20 protein-coding genes are annotated in these 20,403 nt (G+C 62.7%); 17 read left to right on the top strand and 3 right to left on the bottom strand.

Annotated features, from left to right (window positions below; genetic code table 11):
• Positions 1-106 precede the first annotated feature (106 nt).
• The 13 genes from AC1D0N_RS05500 (at position 107) to AC1D0N_RS05440 (ending at position 12,325) form a co-directional block, all read left to right on the top strand.
• Positions 107-418 carry a MocE family 2Fe-2S type ferredoxin gene (locus AC1D0N_RS05500; protein ID WP_477242229.1) on the top strand — a complete coding sequence of 104 codons (312 nt, stop codon included), beginning with the start codon at positions 107-109 and terminating at the stop codon, positions 416-418.
• 100 nt (positions 419-518) lie between these two features.
• Entirely contained in the window at positions 519-1,331 is an 813-nt protein-coding gene (locus AC1D0N_RS05495) for a 3-methyl-2-oxobutanoate hydroxymethyltransferase (protein ID WP_477242227.1), read from the top strand.
• Positions 1,332-1,582: 251 nt separating this feature from the next.
• The gene (locus AC1D0N_RS05490) at positions 1,583-1,771 is read left to right on the top strand and encodes a hypothetical protein (RefSeq protein WP_477242225.1); all 189 of its coding nucleotides are present in this window, start codon (positions 1,583-1,585) and stop codon (positions 1,769-1,771) included.
• A gap of 610 nt (positions 1,772-2,381) precedes the next feature.
• A complete protein-coding gene (locus AC1D0N_RS05485; protein WP_477243092.1) occupies positions 2,382-2,921 on the top strand; it encodes a sigma-70 family RNA polymerase sigma factor in 540 nt (179 codons plus the stop codon).
• A complete protein-coding gene (locus AC1D0N_RS05480) occupies positions 2,918-3,757 on the top strand; it encodes an anti-sigma factor family protein (protein ID WP_477242223.1) in 840 nt (279 codons plus the stop codon). Before AC1D0N_RS05485 ends, AC1D0N_RS05480 begins: the two co-directional genes overlap by 4 nt.
• A 289-nt stretch (positions 3,758-4,046) precedes the next feature.
• Positions 4,047-4,292, top strand: coding sequence for a DUF680 domain-containing protein (locus AC1D0N_RS05475; RefSeq protein WP_477242221.1), 246 nt, complete (start codon positions 4,047-4,049; stop codon positions 4,290-4,292).
• 50 nt (positions 4,293-4,342) lie between these two features.
• Positions 4,343-4,570 (top strand): DUF680 domain-containing protein, encoded by a 228-nt coding sequence (locus AC1D0N_RS05470; RefSeq protein WP_477242219.1) that lies wholly within the window; start codon positions 4,343-4,345, stop codon positions 4,568-4,570.
• 98 nt (positions 4,571-4,668) lie between these two features.
• On the top strand, positions 4,669-5,640 hold the full coding sequence (locus AC1D0N_RS05465) for an MBL fold metallo-hydrolase (RefSeq protein ID WP_477242217.1): 972 nt from the start codon (positions 4,669-4,671) through the stop codon (positions 5,638-5,640).
• A gap of 31 nt (positions 5,641-5,671) precedes the next feature.
• On the top strand, positions 5,672-6,151 hold the full coding sequence (locus tag AC1D0N_RS05460) for a tetratricopeptide repeat protein (protein ID WP_477242215.1): 480 nt from the start codon (positions 5,672-5,674) through the stop codon (positions 6,149-6,151).
• Positions 6,152-6,205: 54 nt separating this feature from the next.
• Complete coding sequence (locus AC1D0N_RS05455) at positions 6,206-6,709, top strand: DoxX family protein (protein WP_477242213.1); 504 nt, start codon at positions 6,206-6,208, stop codon at positions 6,707-6,709.
• A gap of 349 nt (positions 6,710-7,058) precedes the next feature.
• Positions 7,059-8,345, top strand: a complete 1,287-nt coding sequence (locus AC1D0N_RS05450; RefSeq protein ID WP_477242211.1) for a radical SAM/SPASM domain-containing protein — start codon at positions 7,059-7,061, stop codon at positions 8,343-8,345.
• A 21-nt stretch (positions 8,346-8,366) separates the two neighbouring features.
• Positions 8,367-9,533: a glycosyltransferase family 4 protein gene (locus AC1D0N_RS05445; protein ID WP_477242209.1), complete on the top strand. Its 1,167-nt coding sequence runs from the start codon at positions 8,367-8,369 to the stop codon at positions 9,531-9,533.
• 524 nt (positions 9,534-10,057) lie between these two features.
• Positions 10,058-12,325: a glycosyltransferase gene (locus AC1D0N_RS05440; RefSeq protein ID WP_477242207.1), complete on the top strand. Its 2,268-nt coding sequence runs from the start codon at positions 10,058-10,060 to the stop codon at positions 12,323-12,325.
• On the opposite strand, the gene AC1D0N_RS05435 is transcribed toward AC1D0N_RS05440, so the two are convergent.
• Together AC1D0N_RS05435 and AC1D0N_RS05430 are read right to left on the bottom strand one after the other, a co-directional pair.
• Complete coding sequence (locus tag AC1D0N_RS05435; RefSeq protein WP_477242205.1) at positions 12,301-12,819, bottom strand: hypothetical protein; 519 nt, start codon at positions 12,817-12,819, stop codon at positions 12,301-12,303. The two genes, AC1D0N_RS05440 and AC1D0N_RS05435, sit on opposite strands and share 25 nt — an antisense overlap.
• 48 nt (positions 12,820-12,867) lie before the next feature.
• Positions 12,868-15,006, bottom strand: a complete 2,139-nt coding sequence (locus AC1D0N_RS05430; protein ID WP_477243091.1) for a caspase family protein — start codon at positions 15,004-15,006, stop codon at positions 12,868-12,870.
• Between the two features lie 240 nt (positions 15,007-15,246).
• On the opposite strand from AC1D0N_RS05430, the gene AC1D0N_RS05425 reads away from it, so the two are divergent.
• Positions 15,247-15,519, top strand: coding sequence for a hypothetical protein (locus AC1D0N_RS05425; protein ID WP_477242203.1), 273 nt, complete (start codon positions 15,247-15,249; stop codon positions 15,517-15,519).
• Positions 15,520-15,621: 102 nt separating this feature from the next.
• Here the strand turns inward: AC1D0N_RS05425 and AC1D0N_RS05420 are convergent, their stop codons facing one another.
• Positions 15,622-16,254, bottom strand: coding sequence for a TetR/AcrR family transcriptional regulator (locus tag AC1D0N_RS05420; protein WP_477242201.1), 633 nt, complete (start codon positions 16,252-16,254; stop codon positions 15,622-15,624).
• Positions 16,255-16,576: 322 nt separating this feature from the next.
• Here AC1D0N_RS05420 and AC1D0N_RS05415 point away from each other — a divergent pair, with 322 nt between their 5' ends.
• Genes AC1D0N_RS05415 through AC1D0N_RS05405 form a run of 3 tightly spaced genes read left to right on the top strand, consistent with a single transcriptional unit; the run spans position 16,577 to position 20,327 of the window.
• On the top strand, positions 16,577-17,056 hold the full coding sequence (locus AC1D0N_RS05415) for a (2Fe-2S)-binding protein (protein ID WP_477242199.1): 480 nt from the start codon (positions 16,577-16,579) through the stop codon (positions 17,054-17,056).
• Positions 17,053-18,036 (top strand): FAD binding domain-containing protein, encoded by a 984-nt coding sequence (locus AC1D0N_RS05410; protein ID WP_477242197.1) that lies wholly within the window; start codon positions 17,053-17,055, stop codon positions 18,034-18,036. The genes AC1D0N_RS05415 and AC1D0N_RS05410 overlap by 4 nt, the downstream gene beginning before the upstream one ends.
• Positions 18,033-20,327 carry a xanthine dehydrogenase family protein molybdopterin-binding subunit gene (locus AC1D0N_RS05405; protein WP_477242195.1) on the top strand — a complete coding sequence of 765 codons (2,295 nt, stop codon included), beginning with the start codon at positions 18,033-18,035 and terminating at the stop codon, positions 20,325-20,327. The genes AC1D0N_RS05410 and AC1D0N_RS05405 overlap by 4 nt, the downstream gene beginning before the upstream one ends.
• The last annotated feature ends 76 nt before the right edge of the window (positions 20,328-20,403 follow it).

The raw sequence follows: 20,403 nt of genomic DNA, 5'->3' as shown, positions 1-20,403 counted from the left end.
GTGAAGATGCCTTCCACACGGGCATCTTCCCTCCCGGGCGGCCGGCGGACACATGGTCCGCCGSCCGACTTTTCGACCAACCGAGGACCAAGGCTGCAGGACGACAATGGCAAAGTGGATTGATGCGTGCGCGACGGATGACATCGAGGAAGAGGACGTCATCCGCTTCGATCATGATGGCCGGACATTCGCCATCTACCGCAGTCCCGACGATACATTCTACTGCACCGACGGGCTGTGCACGCATGAGAAGGTGCATCTGAGCGACGGGCTGGTCATGGAACACAGGATCGAATGCCCGAAGCACAACGGCGTGTTCGATTACCGGACCGGCGAAGCGGTGCGCGCGCCGGTCTGTGTGAACCTTAAAACCTACGCCACGAAGGTCGAGGACGGCCGCGTGCACATTGAGGCCTGACATGTCCGACACTTTCTCGCTCGCGGAGGCGTTTGCCTCTAGCGATCCCGAGGCGGCCTTGCTGGCCTTCCGCGACACTTTCACTGTCTGAGGAACGAGAATGGTCACCAAGAGCAGCCGCCCCACCGTCGCCGACATCCGCGCCATGAAAAGCCGCGGACAAAAGATTTCCATGCTCTACGTCACCTCGCTCGAGGAGGCGGCGGCGGCGAATGCGGCCGGCGTCGACATGCTGTCGATCGAGGGTCGCTTTTTCACGCCCGAGATGCGCGACGCCGCCGGCCGCTGCTTCGTGCAGGTCGGTCTCCCCTACGGCCCGTTCGGCAATCTGATCACAGCCGAGGACTATCTGAAAACCGCCTATCACTACATGCGCATCGGCGGCGACTGCTTCTACTGCGCCGCCTCGCTCGATATCCAGAAGACGCTTTGCGACAACGCGGTGCCGGTCGTCGCCCATGTCGGCCTGATCCCCTCGCAATGCACCTGGACCGGCGGCTTCAAGGCCGTCGGCAGGACCGCCGAGAGCGCGCGTGCGGTGTGGGACCACGTCAAGCGGCTAGAGGCCATCGGCTGCTTTGGCGCCGAGCTGGAGGTGGTGCCCGACCGCATCGGCGAACTGATCACCGCGAATACGCCGATGATCATGCTTGGCATGGGCGCCGGACCACATGCCGACGCGCAATATCTGTTCAGCGAGGACGTGCTCGGCCACACCACCGGCCACAAGCCGCGCCACGCCAAGACCTACCGCAACTTCGCCGCCGAATATGAACGGCTGCAGCGCGAGCGTATCGCCGCCTATCGCGAGTTCATCTCCGACGTGCAGACAGGCGCCTATCCCGAGCCGCAGCACGTGGTCCCGATCACCGACGCCGAGCTTTCGAGCTTCAGGACCGCGCTCGGCCTCTAGCGCCGTCCCTCGCCCGCGCTGCACAGCACGGCTCACCGTTATGTCTTGTTTGGCTAAGATAGCGGAACCTCCAAGGAACATGTCGGTCCGGTTTTCGCGCTTGCGACCTCAGACCTTGGTCCTAACAAAACAGCGCAAAAGTCCTATGTAGCCTAACTGAAGCCCGGCCGAAGGAACATCTCGCCGCGCATACCGTTTGCCGCATGATTTCCGGCATGAAACCGCCGGACATGTGTCGGGAGGATAGCGCCATGCCCCATCGGTCGACCATTATCAAAACCGGCCACGGTCCAGGTACCGCGATCGCCGTGCTGATGGTTGGGGTGATGGCGATCGGCATGGTGTTCGTCGTCCTGGGCGGCCTGCTCTACCTCAACGACCGGCCAGAAGATCAACGCCCGCTGTCTTCGGTTCCCGCCCGGTCGGTTCAGCCGGGCTAGCGAGGGGCGGCGAACTGAACGCCTTTGGCGTTGAAGCAGGGGAGACAGGGCCGAGTTCATAGCCAGTGACCACCGCCGGCGGGCTAAGTTCGACGCCGCCTTGCGTTCATACTAGCGATCACGCATATCGAGATCAGCCGGCGACCGCCAGAAGCCGGCTAGGCCCGGCCGGCAAATTTGCACCAGGCCGCCGGACCACTCTTTCGCATGCGGGTCACTCGACAACGCAGTGCCCAACTTTGCTAGGAGTCCCTGAGCAGCTTGAGGCGAGGCGTTGCCCTGGCCAATCACATTGCCGTGAAAAAAGATTGCGGCATCCGGGAATAAACCGTCGCTGGCGCTGGTCTTCCATGCATACGCTGCTGATTGACCTTGAAGGAACGCCACACTGCAAGCCCCCACACTGACGCGCATTGCTTGTGCTCAAGTACGCATCCGGATGGACGCATCGTTGCGACCCGCTGTGTGATTGACATCGATGAGACACTTGCTTTCAATTTCACCGCAGCTGGCGACCCGGCATATGTCGGCAGGGTTCGCTCGCAAGGCAGAACCATCCTCGCCCCATGAGCACAGCTCAAGGCGAGGCGCACATGACGGTGCACCGATGCTGAGCAGCAATGCGCAGGCCGACCGCTTCAGCGAAGTGGTAATGCCTCACCTCGCCGACGCGCTATCGCTGGCCCGCTGGCTGACCGGCAATGCCACCGACGCCGAGGATGTCGTGCAGGACGCCTGCATGAAGGCGCATGCCAACATCGCCAGCTATGCCGGCGGCAATGCACGCGCCTGGCTGCTCACCATCGTTCGCAACTCGTGCTACACATGGCTGGCGCGCAATCGCCCGCGCAGCATCGTCTCGGTGGGCGACCTCGGCGATCTCGACGAGGTGAGTGCCGCTCACGCAGCCGATCTGACTGATAGCGAAAGCCCGGAGGCGAGCCTGATCGCCAAGGCAGACACGGCGGCCCTGGAGGCGGCGATCGCCGCCCTGCCGCAACCCTTTCGCGAGACGCTGGTGCTGCGCGACATCAATGGCCTCGCCTACCGCGATATCGCAGCCATGCTGGGCGTGCCGATGGGCACGGTGATGTCGCGGCTGGCGCGGGCGCGCGGCCTGCTGATCTCTGACCTTGGGAGGGCGCAATGAACGCGCACAATGACGGATTGCCCGAGGACGCCGCAGGCATGAACCTGATGCTGCACGCGCTGGTCGATGGAGAGCTCGATGCCGCCGCGGCAATGGCGGTCGAGCGGCGCATCGCCGCCGATCCCAAGCTGGCGGCCGAACATGCCCGCATCATGGCCTTGCAAGGGGCGGTGGCCAGGTTTCCGAAGCCGCAGGTGAGCGACGCGTTCAGCGCGCGCATCGCAGCGATGGCCGCAGCCGGCAATGTGGAGGTGCTGCGCCCCAAAGCGCCGGCGCAGGCGAAGGCCACTCAAACGAGGTGGTCAGCGCGCAACTTCGGATCCTTCGATTGGCGCGCCATGGCGGCGTCGATCATGATCAGCGCGGTGCTGGCGAGCGGCGCGACGCAATGGGCGATGCAGCCTGGTGCAATCGATGGCTTTGCCGCGGGGGTGGCCAGCGGCCACCAGCGCAGCCTGCTGGCGACGAGCCCGGTGGATGTCGTCTCGTCGGACCGACACACGGTAAAGCCGTGGCTCGACGCAAGGCTCGGCCTTTCGCCACCGGCGCCAGACATGGCGAAGGACGGATTTGCGCTCATCGGCGGCAGGGTCGAGGTCATCGGCGGTAGGGCTGTGCCGGCGCTGGTCTATCGCCACCGCGAACATCTGATCACCCTTGTCGCCGAGCCGCAAAATGCCGGGGCTGTGACCGACCCTGTCGATCTTTCGGAGGGCGGCTTCTCGCTGGTGCATTGGAGCGACGGCGCCTTCTCCTATTGGGCGATTTCCGACATGGAGCGGCAGGAGCTCGACGATTTCGTGGCGCGCTTCCGCGCCGCCATCGTCACCGGCTGATAGCCGTCCGTCCAGACCTCCGCAGCCGATATCAAATGCGACGTCACCCAGGCTCAGATCCTGCGTGGGCTGACGGACCGTGGCAGGGGCATGGTGCCGACTTCGGACGCGACGTGCGTGCTCGTGCGGCATCGGCTGGCCCAGTTCCGGGCGGACGCCGCCGCTGATTTCGGGATTCTGAAAAGAATTTCGCGCCACCCGGGAATAAAGGGATGCCCTGGCGAGTCTTGTTGTTAGCGGGGCCAATTTCCCGGCACGCAACCAAGAAACGAAACAAGGACCTACCGAAATGACCAAGCTCGCTCTCAGCGTGGCTGCCATGCTGCTTGCCTCAAGCGCTGCCTTTGCCGGCAGCGACCATGGCGCCAACAACTCCAACCAGCCGGTCGCTACCGTCGACACCAATGCCACTGCTTCCATTCCCTACACCCCGCGCCGGGACGGCGTCGACACCAAGGTGACGACCGGGCCGAGCCAGGGGTCGGTTCAGGACATCATCACCCGGCACAACAACGACGGACTCTGGGGCCGCTGAACGCGCCTCCGAACAACTTCTCTCACCATTCACAAACAGGAACCATCGACATGAAAAAGATCGTCCTTACCGCCGCCGCCATCCTCGTTGCTACCGGCACGGCCTTCGCCGGCAGCGACCACTACGGCTCGAACACTTCCAACCAGCCGACCGCCGGCCATTCGGTTTCAAAAATCGACACCTCGCACACCGGCTCGATCCGAAAGTCCAACAAGGTCCAGGGTGACGCCGATGCCAGCGCGCCAGCTCAGTACGGCCAGGGCATCTGGGGCAACTGAGTTTCCGCGGGTCAGGATCGACAGGTCAGCAATCAGGACGGAGGGCCACGACTGGCTCTCCGCCACGCCACCCTCACCGCTTCACACAGGAGATCATCATGTTCAACATGACACGTCGCACGTTGCTTGGGTCCGCGGCTGCCGCTGCCGCCTTCGGCCTCGCCGGAAAGCTGGAATTTACTCGTCCCGCCTTGGCCGAAACGCCGGTCGAGCCGACCGTCGGCTTCTACAAATACAAGGTCGGCGATATCGAGATCACCGCCATCTATGACGGCATCTGGCGCAAGCCGCATGATCCGGCCTTCATCAAGGGTGTCTCCGTCGAGGACACCAAGGCGGCGCTGGCCAAGGCCGGCCTGACGACGGATTTCATGCCCATCCCGCTCACCGTCGTCGTCCTCAAGATGAACGGCAGGCTGATCATGATGGATGCCGGATCGGGCGTCGGCCAATGGCAAACCAATGCCACCCATCTGCCGGCCAACATGGCCGCCGCCGGCATCGACTACAAGGCGATCGACACCATCATGATCTCGCATTTCCATCCCGACCACGTCTGGGGCCTGATGGAAAAGGGCACCAGCGCGCCTGTGTTCCCCAACGCCGAGCTCATCGTCAACGCCGCGGAATACAAGTGGTGGACCGACCCCGGCCGCCTGGCAAAACTGCCGGAGGGGCGCAAGCCGGCGGGCAAGCGCATCGCCGAAAACTTCCCAAAATGGAAGAACTGGAAGCTGGTCGAGGACGGCGCCGAAGTGGCGCCCGGTATCCAGATCATCGCCGCGCCCGGTCATACGCCCGGCCACTCGGTCTACCTCGCGAACTCCGGCAAGGAGCAGATCATGATTTCGGCCGACACGATGTATGTGCCGGCACTGCTGGCACCGCATCCGGAGTGGCAAGGCAGCTACGATCAGGACGGGCCGACGGCGATCACCACGCGCCACAAGCTGATCGATCGTGTGATTGCCGACAACATCCGCATCTCCGGCTCGCACTTCCCGTTCCCGGGTACCGGCACCTTCGTCAAGGACGGCAACGCCTATGGCTTCACCCCCGTGCAAATTTAAGCGCGGCAATCCCTGCAAAGCGAGAAAGACAATGAAACCTTCCCTCTTCAACAGGCACGTCCTGTTCGGGCTGCTCGGCGCCGTTGCCGTGCTGACCGCGGTTCCGGTCGCCGTCACCGTGCCGGCCTATGCCGTGGACAACATCGAAGGCGGCGACGCACCCGACCTCACGGCCGTCAAGGCCAAGATCGATGCCAAGGACTACAAGGGCGCGCTGGCGGATCTTCGCGACCTGGCGCAGGACACTCAGCAGGCCGACGTCTACAATCTGCTCGGCTTCACGCTGCGCAAGACCGGCGACTACACGACGGCGCTGACCTACTACACCAAGGCGCTCGAGCTGAAGCCGGACCACAAGGCGGCGCGCGAATATCTCGGCGAGCTCTATGTCGAGACCGGCGACATGGCCAAGGCCAGGGAGCAGCTGGCATCGCTGACACAGCTCTGCCCGGCAGGCTGCGAGGAACGCGCGGACCTGCAAAAGGCCATCGACACCAAAGTGACCAAGTAAAACCAGGCAGGCGCCGCAGGGCGCCTGCTCCTTCCCTATTGCCTGGAGCCAATCGTGACAACGACCCAAATCGCCTCGAAATTGCACCTCACCGACTTGATCCTGCTGACCGGTCGCCTGCTGCTTTCATTGCTGTTCGTGCATGAAGGCCTGGAGCTGGCGACGCATTTCGAGGGTGCGGCGAAAGCCATGGCCGCACTTGGCGTCAGCCTGCCGCTTCTCGCGGCCACCATAGCACTGCAGCTGGGAGCCGGTCTTTCGGTCGGCCTTGGCCTGCTGACGCGCCTGGGCGCGGTCGCGCTCGGACTGTTCTGTCTGGCAACGGCCGCCCTGTTCCACACCAACTTCGCCAGCCAGAACGAATTGCTGCATTTCGAAAAGGATCTCGCCATAGCCGGCGGCATGTTCGTCCTGGCCATCGCCGGCGGCGGCGCGATTTCCTTCGACAGAATGCTGACTGGCTTGGTGAAGCGCCGGCAACAGGACAGAGAAACGGTTGCCGCGCTCATAGCCGCCGGTAGCCATCTGTCGGTGGGCGAAATCAAGCTCCCGTTCTAAGCGGGAATGCTCGGGAAATGGCTGCTGCCGCTGCTAAGCATTGGCAGCAGTCCAGTTCTCACCGCAGTTCTTCGAAAACAGCGTTTCATAGGCGGGACGTTCAAATGCTGGTTACTGGCAGTCGCTCTGAAAATAACGATCTGCTAGGATGGAGTTGGTTTCCAGGACTTGGCCAATGCCTCACGCGCGAAACGCCATCCGATCCGACCTCGCGTCCGACCAAAGAATGGATCGGCCAACGATCCGATCGGTAGTGCGGTCGCCAGGATTGGCAGAGAGCGAGAGGCAATATCGGGAAGAGAAATCGATATCGGGCGCAACGTCGCACCTTTCCGGAGCCGAGGCAGTCGTGCGGACTGCGATCGAAGACTTGGCAGATGGCAAGTCGGACGTCGAACTGCTGACCTTCGTTGCCGAGGTTGAGTCCGATCCGCAGATTCAGGGGCTCATGGCGGCAATGGCTGCGCTGATCGCCATTGAAGCCGAACTTTGGAATGTTGCAGCAGACCTTGCGGAACGAATCATCTCGGGCGACCAGCACGATCTTTTCGCTCAACGCTTGCTGCTCGCATCGGAGGAGAAAGCGCGAAACCTAAACCTCGAAGTCGATGCATGGCTTGCTGACCGTTTCTGCGGAAATCCCTTCGAGGAGATCGAGATCCGGGCCGATGGCAAGGTAAACACCTGCTGCTCGGCGTGGATGCCTGCCTCTATTGGCTCAATTCATGAGCACCATGCCGCACAATACTGGAACTCCATCAAGGCAGCCGAGATACGAAGCTCCGTACTGGATGGCGATTTTTCCTATTGCAGCCGTCTCTATTGCCCGAAGATCGTGCAACGTTCGCTTCCACGGAAATCCGACGTCACGGCTCCCTTGCAACGCGAATGCATCGACAACGACCTGATTGTCGTCGAGCACAAGCCACGCCGGATCGTCCTGTCTGAAGACAGGTCCTGCAATCTTTCCTGTCCTTCGTGTCGAACCGAACTGATACAACTCAGGCATGGTGCGGCGGCAAAGCTCGACAGCATTTTCGACAGCAAGATCGCGCCGCTTCTGGATGATGCAAACCAGATCAAGATTACCGGCAGCGGCGATCCTTTCGGCAGCAGGCATTTCCGCCACGTGCTGCAAAGTCTGACGGATGTGCCAGTCCCCTCTCGCCGCATTCAGATCCAGACAAATGGCGTCCTCATGGACGAGAAGGCGTGGACGGACCTGCGGCTTGACGGGCACGTCAGCACGGTCTGGGTTTCCGTCGATGCAGCCCGCCAGGGCACCTACGAGATCGTCCGTCGAGGTGGTTCGTTCGACCGCCTCTGCCGGAACCTGGATTTTCTCGGCAGACTGCGTGCGGAGCGTCGCATCGACCTGTTGCGTCTGGATTTTGTCGTCCAGGCATTGAATTTTCGCGAAATGCCTGAGTTTGTGGAATGGGCGCTGTCGATCGGTGCCGACGGTGTCCACTTCCTTATGATGCGGAACTGGGGAACCTTCACGCCGTACGAGTATCGCCGCCACAACATAGGTTCGCCCAATCATCCGGAGCACGGCGCCTTCCTGGCGGTTCTCAGAGACCCGCGACTGTCCTCGCCCTTTGTCGATCTTGGCAACATCTATGAGGCCTGCTGACGCAGCAATCCGGCGGTGTCCATGAAGACCCGCCTTCGCCTTTGGACGAGAAAGCCCAGGCCGCGCTTGCTGTGGATCACCTCGGAGTACAACCCTCGTGTGGGCGGGCTCGAGAAATCCGTGGAACAGACGATGGCGGCGCTGTCGGTCTTTGCGGATGTCGGCCTGATTACCGATACCGGGCAGCACCCAAAACCCGGCGAAGCGGTCCGCCAAGTCGGAGCGCTCAACCTGAAAGGCTGCCGAACCGAACCGGAGTTCCAGGCGGTCTCAGCCGAGCTTCACAGAATTTGCAAGGATTTTCGGCCGGATATGATTCATCTGGCCAGCGGCGGGCTCGCCTGTTTCGCGGAATTGCTTTGCGACATCGCACCGGTTTTCTGCACCGTCCATTGCAAGGACATCACGGCACCCTGGCAACGCATCCCCGGAGCGGATGTCCGGGCAGCTATCGCGGCGGGCCTCGAACGTTGTGCGCGTGTCTTCTGCGTAAGCAACTATACGCTCGGCCACCTTGCCAGAATGGCACCAGGGGCGGCTGGGGAAACGCTTACTCCCGGCCTGCCTAGGGCTTTCTTCGGCGCGACTATGGGGCGGGCCTCCTATTTCACGCCGGAAGGTGGCATTCCAAGGATCCTGACTGTCGCCAGATTGGCGCCGCGCAAAGGCCACGACCTGTTGCTGGAAGCGCTACAAAGGATCAAGCGGCCATTCATCTGGGATATCGTTGGAGCCGGACCAATTCACGACGAGTTTGAAGCCCGCCTCAAATCATCCGCGATCGATGACAGTGTGGTCATGCACGGCGCATTGAACGATGAGCAGTTGGCGGTGCTTTTCCGGCAATGTGACGTATTCGCCCTGACACCGATCGAGGTCTTGGAGGGCAACGGCATCGACGCCGAAGGCTTCGGTCTCGTGTATCTGGAGGCGGCTGCTTACGGCAAGCCATCTGTCGGCAGTGCATCCGGCGGATGCGGGGAAGCTATCGACAATATCCGGACAGGATTCACTGTCGACCCGCACGATGCAAACGGGCTTGCCCTGTCGATCGAGCGGCTGCTTTCTTCCTTTTCGTTACGGCAATCGATGGGGTCGGCCGCGTTCCAACGAGCGAAATCGGATTTCTGCGTGGAAGACCGAGCGACGACTCTCATGCGGCGCTACATGGAACATAGAGCGCGCTGAGCCTTCCAACAAAGCCATGCGTCGGTCGTAGAGACGGCATTCCCCAGATCGACCACCTTCCTCGTTGACTTGCCGCCGGGTTCGCGCTTACCTTTGGTCAGCATAGGGGGTATGGCATGCTCCTGAAACGCCTATCAGTCCTGGGGTCAGTGTTCCTGGCCGCCTGCGTTCCCTGGCAGCGAACAGCCGGTCCGACTGCGGTTGCGCCAAATTGCTACGACTACTCCCCCTCAAAGACGGAATTGGCAGCCTGGCGCGCCACGATCCGCGAGAATACGGCGAGCGCCTACCGGTCCTTCATCAAGAAGTATCCAAGAAGCTGCTACGTGCCGATGGCCACCGCAAAAATCTCAAGCACGGTAGAGAAGACGTCGCCAAAGGTAAAAAAACTCTCGACGGTAGCTCCGGTGGTGGGGGGCGGAGCCTCCGGCGGTCGGTCATACTGAGACGGTTGTTTCGGTTGATGCATCCATGCCGCGCAGGTCCAATGAATTTCGGTAGGACCGTCAATTTGAGAGCAAGCCGTGAATTTCGACATCGTTCATGCGACGGACCTCAGTTGCCCCGGAGGGACTTCGTCCGCCGTCAGGGCGGAACTGAAGGCAGCCGCACTATCGGGTCTCAGCACAGCCGTCATTCCCTTCACAGGTCTGAGCCGCAGCTACGGCCGCTCCTTCGAAAAGCGAACGGCCGATCTCATCGATGCCTTGGGCATTCCTCGGCTCGCGGGCGACCATGTGGCGACGTGCGATGTTCTCTACGCCCACCATCCGCAGGTGTTCGAACACATGCCGGCAACCGCGGTCAGAATACGGCCGCGGCGTGTGGTTTGCGTCGTCCACCACCCACCTTTCGATGGTTACTGGAAACCGCAGTACGATATCGAAATCGTCGAGCGCAACATCGATCGTCTGTTCGGAACGCCGGTGATTTTCGCGCCGGTCGGCCCCAAGGTCCGTGCACAGTTTGACAGTCTTGCACAGCGCAAACCCGCCTTGCTTGGCCGTGACCTTTTGAACATGCTCGACCTGTCGGAATGGCCTGGGAGACAGCGGCCCGCGCCGACGAAGTCCGCGGTGATCGGCCGTCACTCGCGCCCGGATATGCTGAAATGGCCAGACAGCATGGAAGGACTTCTCGCCGCCTATCCCGATCGCCGCCATCTTACCGTCAGGACGCTGGGCGGCATACCCGCCGAGTTGGAGACCTGGATCGGATCGAACTGGCAGACCTTTCCCTTTCAGGACGGCCGCGTCCCGGAATTCCTGAACTCATTGGATTTCTACGTCTATTTCCATAGCCGCCGATGGGTGGAGGCGTTTGGCATGGGCATCGCCGAGGCGATGGCGAGCGGTCTGGTAACGATTGTCGATCCTTCTTTCGAAGCGCTGTTCGAGGATGGTGCGGTCTATGCCGAGCCCGGCGGTGTCGCAGCCGCCATCGAGCGGTTGATGGCGTCACCCGATCTGTTCAAGAAGCAATCGGCCAGAGCGAGGAAGCTGGTCGAGGCGAAGTTCTCCCTTGCCACCTATCCCAGCCGGATGAACGAACTCTGCGACGATCTCGGCCTTCGCCGCTTCCCTGCCTTGAGGCCATCGCTCCCGGCCAAACCGCGCGAAACAAAAAAAGTACCGATGCTACCCTTCGGCGAAACCTCGGCGCCGGCGATTTTACACGTCGCCAAGCGTCGGCGCATCCTGTTCGTCGCAACCAACGGCATCGGCCTCGGACATCTTACGCGCCTCATGGCGATCGCCGAACGGATGTCGCCCGATGTCGAGCCGATCTTCTTCACGCGCTCGGCCGGATTCTCCCTGCTTCACCAGCGAGGGCATGCAACCGACTATATTCCCTGGTCCGTCAAAATGGGCGTCACCGAGGAGAGCTGGAACAAGGCCTATGCGCAGGAACTGCTGGCGACGATCGAAAACCTCGACGTTGCCGCGGTGGTGTTCGACGGCACATATCCTTTTCGCGGCTTGCTCGACGTGCAGTCTATTCGCCCCGACCTCGCCTGGGTGTGGATCAGGCGGGGGTTGTGGGTCAGTGGCCAGAACCTGGACGAAGCGCTGCAGGCACGTTTCGATATGATCATCGAGCCCGGCGACCTTGCGCAGGACGAGGACCATGGGCCGACCAGCCGGATGCCCGGCCTGGTGCACAAGGTTCCGACCATTCTGTTGATCGACCCGCAGGAAGGCCTGAGCCGGGACGAGTCCGCCGCGTGTCTGAATACGGACCCAGGCAAGTTTACGGTCGCCATGCAACTCGGGTCACAACGCAATTTCGATTTCGAGGAATTGCCCGATCTTCTGGTCAAGGAGGTTCTCAGCCGCGATCTTCAGCTGGTGAGGATAGAGAACCCCCTTGCCCCTCGGGAGACGAAGTGGCCAGGCATCCTGTCCACCACCCGATATCCGATCGCCGATTGCCTTGCCGCCATCGACTGCATGATCACCAACGCCGGCTACAACAGCTTTCACGAATGCATCCATGGCGGCGTCCCCACGATATTCGTTCCGAACGAAGCACCAGAGATGGACGATCAGCAATTGCGGGCCGCCTATGCCCATGCAACGGGCTTGGGATTGCGGCTTCGGGCCTCCGAACTCGGCCGCGTCGCCGAAACCATCGACATTGCACTGTCGGAGGATTTTCGCACCGAGTTGAAACGACGCTCAGTGCGTCTGGCGTTTGTGAACGGCGCCGTCGAGGCCGCGCGCGTTATCGAAGACCTAGTGTTTTCGGTCAGAACTCACGCGCCGCTTCACGCTTCGGTGGCGAGAGCGTAGCCTGCAAACTGCTCCCGCATAGCCGGTGCCGCCGGTTCGGCCCCCTGCAATTGCTGGGCAAGAAATGTTTCCAGGTCGATCGACAGTTCGATTTGCTTGGCGAACTGCCATTTCGCAATCATCAGGGACCAGCGGCGCCGAATGTGACGTTCATACTCGTCCGGCCGGACCGGCAGGTGGTCCCGGGTCGGGAGAAATTCGATCGGCATCGTCGATGCGGCAATCAGGTCCGGAGGCAATTCGGTCATGACGGCCACTGGAAATTCGCGGTTTCGCCGGCAGACGAAGGCAACCGACTCCAGCACCTCGCCTATGTCGCGCGGAGGGGTCCCCAGCACCGATATCAAGCAACGCGGTTTGGCATCTTCCGAGGCGGAGCCAAGCACATATCGGATACTATCGGGATCGTCTTCGGCTTGCTCCGCGGACGCGACCGCAAGGCCGGACCGTAGCAAGGAGATCCTGGTGTAGGCTTGCTTCAGCAAACGGATCAAAATCTGCCCCTCGTCACGTCTCGATCATCGCAGGCGGCGCCGAAATCTTCATTTGCCGTTCTGCTGAATATACAGATCCGCCTCGGCCTCTATCTTGCGACGGGTGCCGGCCGGCAATTTCGCACCGATCTGCTTCTCCAGATCGCCTGCCTTTTCGACCTTGAAACGCTCTGCAAGAACCGCGTTGAAATAGGCTTGCTGCGGGTCGGCCTTGCCGAAGGAACCGTCCTGATAGCCATTTGCAAGATCGAGATAGGCGTCTTCGAAACCACGGCGGGCGGAGAGTTCAAACAGGGCCAATGCGCGCTTTGCATCCTTGCCGACCCCGCCTCCCTTGAGAAATAGCTGGCCGGCATATCGCGGCGCATACTGGTTTCCTGTGTCGCTGGCCTTCAACAGCAAAGCGAGGCCGCGCGCGACGTCCTTTTCCACGCCGGATCCGCCTATGTAGGCGCGCCCGAGACTGGTCATCGCATCGATCTGGCCGGCATCGGACGCGGCAGTGTAAAGGTTTGCCGCCTCGACGAGATTGGCCTCGACACCGTTGCCGCGGCGATAGGCGTCCGCTAGCGCATTGATCGCGTTCGACCAGCCGCTGGAAGCAGCAAGCCTGTACCACAGAACTGCCTCCTCGGGCACCTGCGGCACGCCCTCGCCACGCATATAGGCCGTGCCGACATTGGTGCGCGCCCTTAGATTTCCGAGCGCGGCAGCCTGGAGGTAAAGATCGAAAGCGCGCGCGTAGTCCACCTTGCGGCCCATCCCGACCCGCGCCATGTAGCCGAGGTTGACGATTGCCGCGCTGTATTGCTGCTCGCGCGCGAGTTCATAGAAATGCTCCGCCCAAGTATAACTTCCTGCAATCTCCAGAACTCGCCCGAATTGGAACTGCAGGCGTGGATTGTTGATGTCGGCCGCCAGGGCGAAACCGCAGGCGCGCAGTGCATCACGAACATTAACCAGGCCGTTGGTGACACCCGGCACCGCACGCTGCGGATCATTGGGGTCGGCGGCGTACAGATCGCAGTCGGTGACTGTCGCCTTCATGCCCCGCTGGGTATCGGGCAACGTCTTTGGCCAGACGCGGAAGGTTTCGGAGACCGCGCGTTCCCCCGCCTGCTGGAAGACGAACTGCTGGCTCGCTGCATCGCTCTCGCCAACCACCATGACATCGGTGGCGATCGACGTCGAAACCAGATTGCCCTTTGAATAGAGCCCGCGTTCCGTGAGCGCGGCTACGTTGACGTTCTTTTGTTCGGCCTCGGCCGCAAAACGGCTTCTGGGAAAGGCCCTGGCAAAACGCCCGAAATCCTCGGCGTTCTGGCTGTCCTTGATGAAAGACCACAGCACCTCGTCTATGGTCAGTCCGGCGCCCGGCTCCGCAACCTGCTCGGGAGCCGCAACATTGCCTCCGGCGTCACCTTTCCGGAATACGAATTTTGTTTCGATCGAGCCGGTGATCCAGGGTATTTGCGTTCCGCCGGTCGCCTGGCGAACGTCGCCCCGCACGGTTCGAAACGTATCGTAGATGTCGAGATTCGGCGTCTGCAGCGCGTTGGCAAGCGCGGATGAATAGGGGCTATTGATGCCGGTGCCGTCATATGCGACTTCGCCTGCGCCTGTGGCGAACGCGATGAGCACCTGGCCGCTGCCCGACTCCGTGTAAGCCAAACCCTGTTCCAGCCCTTTTTCCTTGGCCGCGGGATTGTTCCTGCAGGCGTCGAGGATGAAAAGCTTCACGCCGATCGGGTCGTCCTTGACGATATCGATCAGATCGTTGAGACGAACGGCATCGTCCACGACGTCCTTAGCGGAAGAGGTTCGGGTGTCGACCGGGAGCAGCAGATTCTGGCGCTCGAACTGCAAGGCATGGCCCGCGTAGTAGAAGACAGCCATGTCGGCGCCGACAAGATGGGCGCGGATCGCATCCTTCAGCTCCGGTATTGCCGCCTTCTTGACATCGTAAAAAAGCAGAACGTCGAAGTTGAGTTCAGTCAGCGCGTTGGCAATGAGCTTGGCGTCGCTCCGGGGATTGGGAAGAGGAGCAAACGGATACTCGCTGTTGCCGATGACGATTGCCGCTCGTCTCTCGGCATGGGCCGGGTTCATGAAGAGGAGGCCGAGCACGGCCAGAATCGCTGAGATAGCGGCCACTCGAGCGTGGGTGGAAAGGGCTGTTCTCGCCATATCCGCCTTTGTCGTTTTCACAGAGACAGCGAAGCATAGCTGAAATATCGACTGTATTCCAACGATGTTCACCCATCGTGCGATGATCCCGGCAAGGTGAGCCCTTCCGTCCAAGCCATAAGCCATCCACCAGCGGCAGCGAATTGACAGCCCATTGGAAACGGCGCTCACTCGCTGCGTAGGTGGATCGCAGCAAAGGCGGGCGATTTTCGACCCGCGGCGTCACCTTGGGAGGATGCCATGCCGACCGTTATTGGCCATCACAACATCATAAAGGACAGCAAGCACTGGCTCTCGTCACCGAAGCGCAAGGAAATCTTCGGCTCACTCGGGATCACCAACATCCGCACGTTCGTCGATCCGCAGAACCCGAAACGGGTGGCTGTGATGATGGACGTTCCTGATATGGACAAGCTTGGGGCTTTGATGCAGAGCAAGGCAGCCGCCGACGCGATGGCCCACGATGGCGTGGTGCCGGAGTCGCTGGTGATCCTGGTGGAAGCGAAAGGATAGTTCGCTCAGCCGCTAGGGTCTGTTCCGATTTTACAGTGAAGCCAGCCGGCGCGAGCGTTCGCGCCGGGTCCGTGGTGTCGTATGGCTACGCCCCTGCCTTCATCACCCACGCCCGTTGGCACCCTTGGCGGCCCCAAACCGCAAGCCGTCCATCAGCAGCGACACCAGCCGGCGGGAACGGTCGCGCCAGTCCTTGGTGTCGGGAGCCGAGTAGATGCCGCTCAGCGCGTGCAGCACATCGGAGCTGTCGACGTCGCCACGGATCGAGCCGTCGGCGACCGCCGCGTCGACCAGACGCCGCAAGGCGAGCGTCACCCGGCCCGAGCTGTCGGAGAACAGGGTCGAGTTGGTGGTGAGCAAGAGGCGCAGGCTGGTGGCAAGGCCGCGCTTGGTGGCGATGTAGTCGACGAAGCGCTGCATCCATTGTTCGAGCGCGACATCGGCCGGATGGTGGCTGGCGAGCTCATCGGCGGCCGCGCACAGCCCCTCCACTTCGCGCCGGTAGACGACCTCGACCAGATGCTCGCGCGTCGGAAAATGCCGGTAGAGCGTGCCGATGCCGACGCCGGCCTGACGGGCGATCTCCTCCAGCGAGGCATCGACACCTTCAGCGGCAAACGCCTTTGCCGCGACCTCGACCAGCGCGTCGCGATTGCGCTGCGCGTCGGCGCGCAGAGGTTTTGCACCGGCGGCTTCGGGTTTGTCGGCAAGCGTGGCGGGCGGCTCTGCGGCCAATTTTTTCTCCAATCGCATTTCCGGGCTTGAACAGCTTACCGCAAGCCCCCAATTAAATAAACGGAGGCGCCTCCGATTTGTGGAGTGCCTTCATCATATAATCAGGGGGAACCGGTATGTCACGTGCTGAGAGCTTGCGAGGTGCCACCGCCCCTGCGCGCCTGTCGCTTTGGAAATTGGCGAAGCCCGCGAAACTGCCAATCTCCCCCCGTGTGGGGGAGATCGGCCTTCATCAACGCCTAGCCATCCGGTGACCTTGCCCTCACCTGCCCCCGCACCAGATCACTCCCCCTCAGCGTCAAGCAACTGGAGCCAGACGCCCATGACCACCACAATTCCCATCCATCTCGACATCAACGGACGCCACCACGAGCTGGAGGTCGAGCCGCGCGTCACGCTGCTCGACGCCTTGCGCGACCGTCTCGACCTGACCGGCACCAAGAAAGGCTGCGACCAGGGCCAGTGCGGCGCCTGCACGGTGCATGTCGACGGCCAGCGCGTGCTGGCCTGCCTGACGCTCGCCGCCCAGGTTGACGGCCGCACCATCACCACCATCGAAGGGCTGGCCGAGGCGGACGGCACGCTGCACGCGGTGCAGGCAGCCTTCCTCCAACAGGACGCCTTCCAGTGCGGCTATTGCACGCCCGGCCAGATCATGTCGGCGGTGGCCTGCATCCGCGAAGGCCATGCCGGCTCGGATGACGAGATCCGCGAATATATGGCCGGCAATCTCTGCCGCTGCGGCGCCTATCCGCACATCGTCGCCGCCGTGCGCCAAGCGGCCCTGGAGGTCGCATCATGAGGGATTTTTCCTATCTGCGCGCCAGCTCTATCGACGCCGCACGTGAGGCGGCAGCGCTGCCAGGCGCCATGGTGCTTGCCGGCGGCACCACGCTCATCGATCTCGCCAAATGCGGTGTCGCCGAGCCGCAGACGATCGTCGACATAACCCATCTCAAGGGGTTCGACGCGATCACCGTCGATGAGCGCGGCGCCACCATCGGCGCGCTGGCAAAAATGAGCCACATCGCCGACCATGCCGACATCAAGAGCCGCTTCCCCGCCGTCTCGGAGGCACTGTGGCAGGCCGCCTCGCCGCAGATCCGCAACATGGCGACCATCGGCGGCAATCTGATGCAGCGCACGCGCTGCCCCTACTTCCGCGACCCCGAAAATTTCCCCGCCTGCAACAAGCGCACGCCCGGCAGCGGCTGTTCGGCGCTCGGCGGCGTCACAAGAGGGCACGCCGTGCTCGGCACCAGCGATGCCTGCATCGCCATGTATCCCGGCGATCTCGCCGTCGCGCTGGTCGCTTTCGATGCGCTCGTTCATCTCGGCGACCGCCAGCTCGCGATCGACGACTTTTTTCTCCTCCCGGGCACCACGCCAGAACGGGAACATGCCATTGAGCCCGGCGAGGTGATCACCGCGATCAGCATCCCCGGCTCCGCCGCTGCCCGCCGCTCGACCTACCTGAAGGTCCGCGACCGGCAATCCTATGAGTTCGCCGCTGCGAGTGCGGCTGTCGGCGTCGAGTTCGAGGCAGACGGAAGGACGATCCGCGACCTGCGCGTGGCGCTGGGTGGCGTTGCCACCAAGCCGTGGCGGGCCCACGCCGTGGAAGCGGCGCTGAAGGGCAAGGTGCTGGAGCCTGACACAGTGCGGGCCGCCAGCCTGCTCGCCATGGAAGGCGCCGTCGACCATGGCGCCAACCACTACAAGATCGAACTGGCGCCGCGCGTCGTCGCCCGCGCCATAATCAAAATGGGAGAAACGGCATGACCGTTCACATAGCAAGACATGGTGATGCCTCGGACGGCGGCGCCGATGCCGTCGGCGGGCGGCTGTCGCGCGTCGACGGCCCGGCCAAGATCACCGGTGCCGCCAAATATGCCGTCGAGCAGCAACTCGAAGGGCTCGTCTATGCCGTGCTGGTCGAGAGCACGATTGCATCAGGCAAGGTGCGCTCGATCGACACCAAGGCTGCCGAGGCAGGGCCCGGCGTGCTCAAGGTGTTGACGCCCGACACCATCGCGCCGCTGAAAACCGCCTCGGACTGGTTCGGCACACCGCCGCCCGATGTGCCTTATTGTCCGCTGGCGCGCGACATCACCTTCTCCGGCCAGCATGTCGCCGCGGTGGTGGCGGAAAGCTTCGAGCAGGCGGTCGCCGCCGCAGCGCTGGTCAAGGTCAGCTATTACGAGACGCCGGCCATTGTCGACCTCAGCGACGCGAAGGCCGGCGACGGCATACCGATCGCCGCCATGACCAAGGAATGGGGCGATGCGCAGGCGGCGTTCGCCGCCGCTCCGGTCAGGATCTGCGCCGCCTACAACACGCCGCGCGAATACCAGGCGCCGATGGAGCCGCATGGGCTGATCGCGCGCTGGGAGGGCGACCAGCTCACTGTCTGGGAGCCGAGCCAATGGCTGGACGGCATGGCGCGCACCTATGCCGAATGGTTCGGCGTGCCGTTCGAGAGTGTGCGGCTGGTCTCGCCCTATATTGGCGGCGGCTTCGGCTCCAAAGCGCTGGCGCTCGGCCACAGCGCGGTGGCTGCGGTGGCGGCCAAGATGCTCGGCCGGCCGGTGAAGCTTGTCATGACGCGGCCGCAGACCTTCACTGGCTATGGCGGACGCGCCGCGACGCGCCAGACGGTGGCGCTCGGCGCCGATGCCGAGGGACAGATCCAGTCGATCGTGCATCGCGGCGTCAATGAAACCTCGATGGACGGCATGTGGGTCGAGCCATTGGGCGTAGTCACCTCGATCATGTATGCGACGCCCAATTTTTCGTCGAAGCAGAATGTCGTGCGAGTGAATTCGGTGGTGCCTGGCGCCATGCGCGCACCGGGAGAGAACCCGAGCGCCTTCGGCATCGAGTGCGCCATCGACGAACTCGCCTATGAGGTCGGCATCGACCCGCTGGCGATACGCCTGAAGAATTATGCCGAACAGGATCCGCACGCGAAAAAAGCCTGGTCGACACGGCAATTGCGCGAAGCGTACGCCACTGGCGCGGAAGCCTTCGGTTGGTCGAAGCGCACGCCCGCGCCGCGCTCGATGCGCGATGGCAACCAGCTGATCGGCTGGGGCGTCGCCGCCGGCACCTATCCGGTGCGGCGCGCCTATGGCGAAGCGATGGTGCGCATTCTCGCCGATGGCTCGGTCGAGGTCGAAAGCTCCTCGATCGACATGGGCCAGGGCACCTACACGATCCTGGCGCAGACCGCCGCCGAGACGGTCGGCGTGCCGGCAGAGAAAGTCGTGGTGAAGCTCGGCGACTCGCGCTTCGCCCGCGCCGGTGTCGCCGGCGGCTCCAGGCTGGCCGGCGTCATGACCGGCGCCGTCTACAAGGCGGCGACCGCCGCGCTCGACCAGTTGGTCGGACTGGCGATTTCCGATCCGCGTTCGCCTTTCCATGCGCTGCAGGCCAACACGCTGGTTGTCGCCAACGGCCGCATTGCATCGCCGCGCGGCGACGGCCCGGATGTCTCGATCGCCGAGTTGCTGGCCAGTGTCGGGCGCGACCATATCGAGGCGCTCGGCGACACCATGCCGGTGAATTCGACGGCCGCCGATCGCTACAAGAACTACACCACCATCGCGGCTGCCCTGCCGCACACCGAAGGCGACTATTCCCGCCACAGCTGGTGCGCGCATTTCATCGAGGTGCGGGTCGACGAGGATTTCGGCACGGTGCGCGTGTCACGCGTGGTGTCGGCGCTGGATTCCGGCCGGCTCTACAACCCCAAGCTTGCCGAGAGCCAGTGGAAGGGCGGCATCATCATGGGCATCGGCCAGGCGCTGCTGGAAGAAGGCATCGTCGACCGCCGCCATGGCCGCATCGTCAACAACAACCTCGCCGACTATCTGGTGCCGACCAATGCCGATATCCCGGATATCGAGGTGATCTCGGTCGGCATTCCCGACCTGCATTCCTCGGTGCTCGGCGGCAAGGGCGTCGGTGAGCTCGCCATCGTCGGCGTGGCGCCGGCGATCGCCAATGCGGTGTTTCACGCGACGGGCAAGCGGATCAGGGATCTGCCGATCACGCTGGAGAAGCTGATTTGAGGCGAAACCGCCGATCTCCCCCCTCGAGGGGGAGATGTCGCCGAAGGCGACAGAGGGGGTCGCCGCGCGTAGAGCG

Source organism: Mesorhizobium sp. P2_E10 (assembly GCF_056404235.1).
The sequence above is the reverse complement of the archived record's forward strand: the minus strand, read 5'-3'. Positions and strand labels throughout refer to the sequence as shown.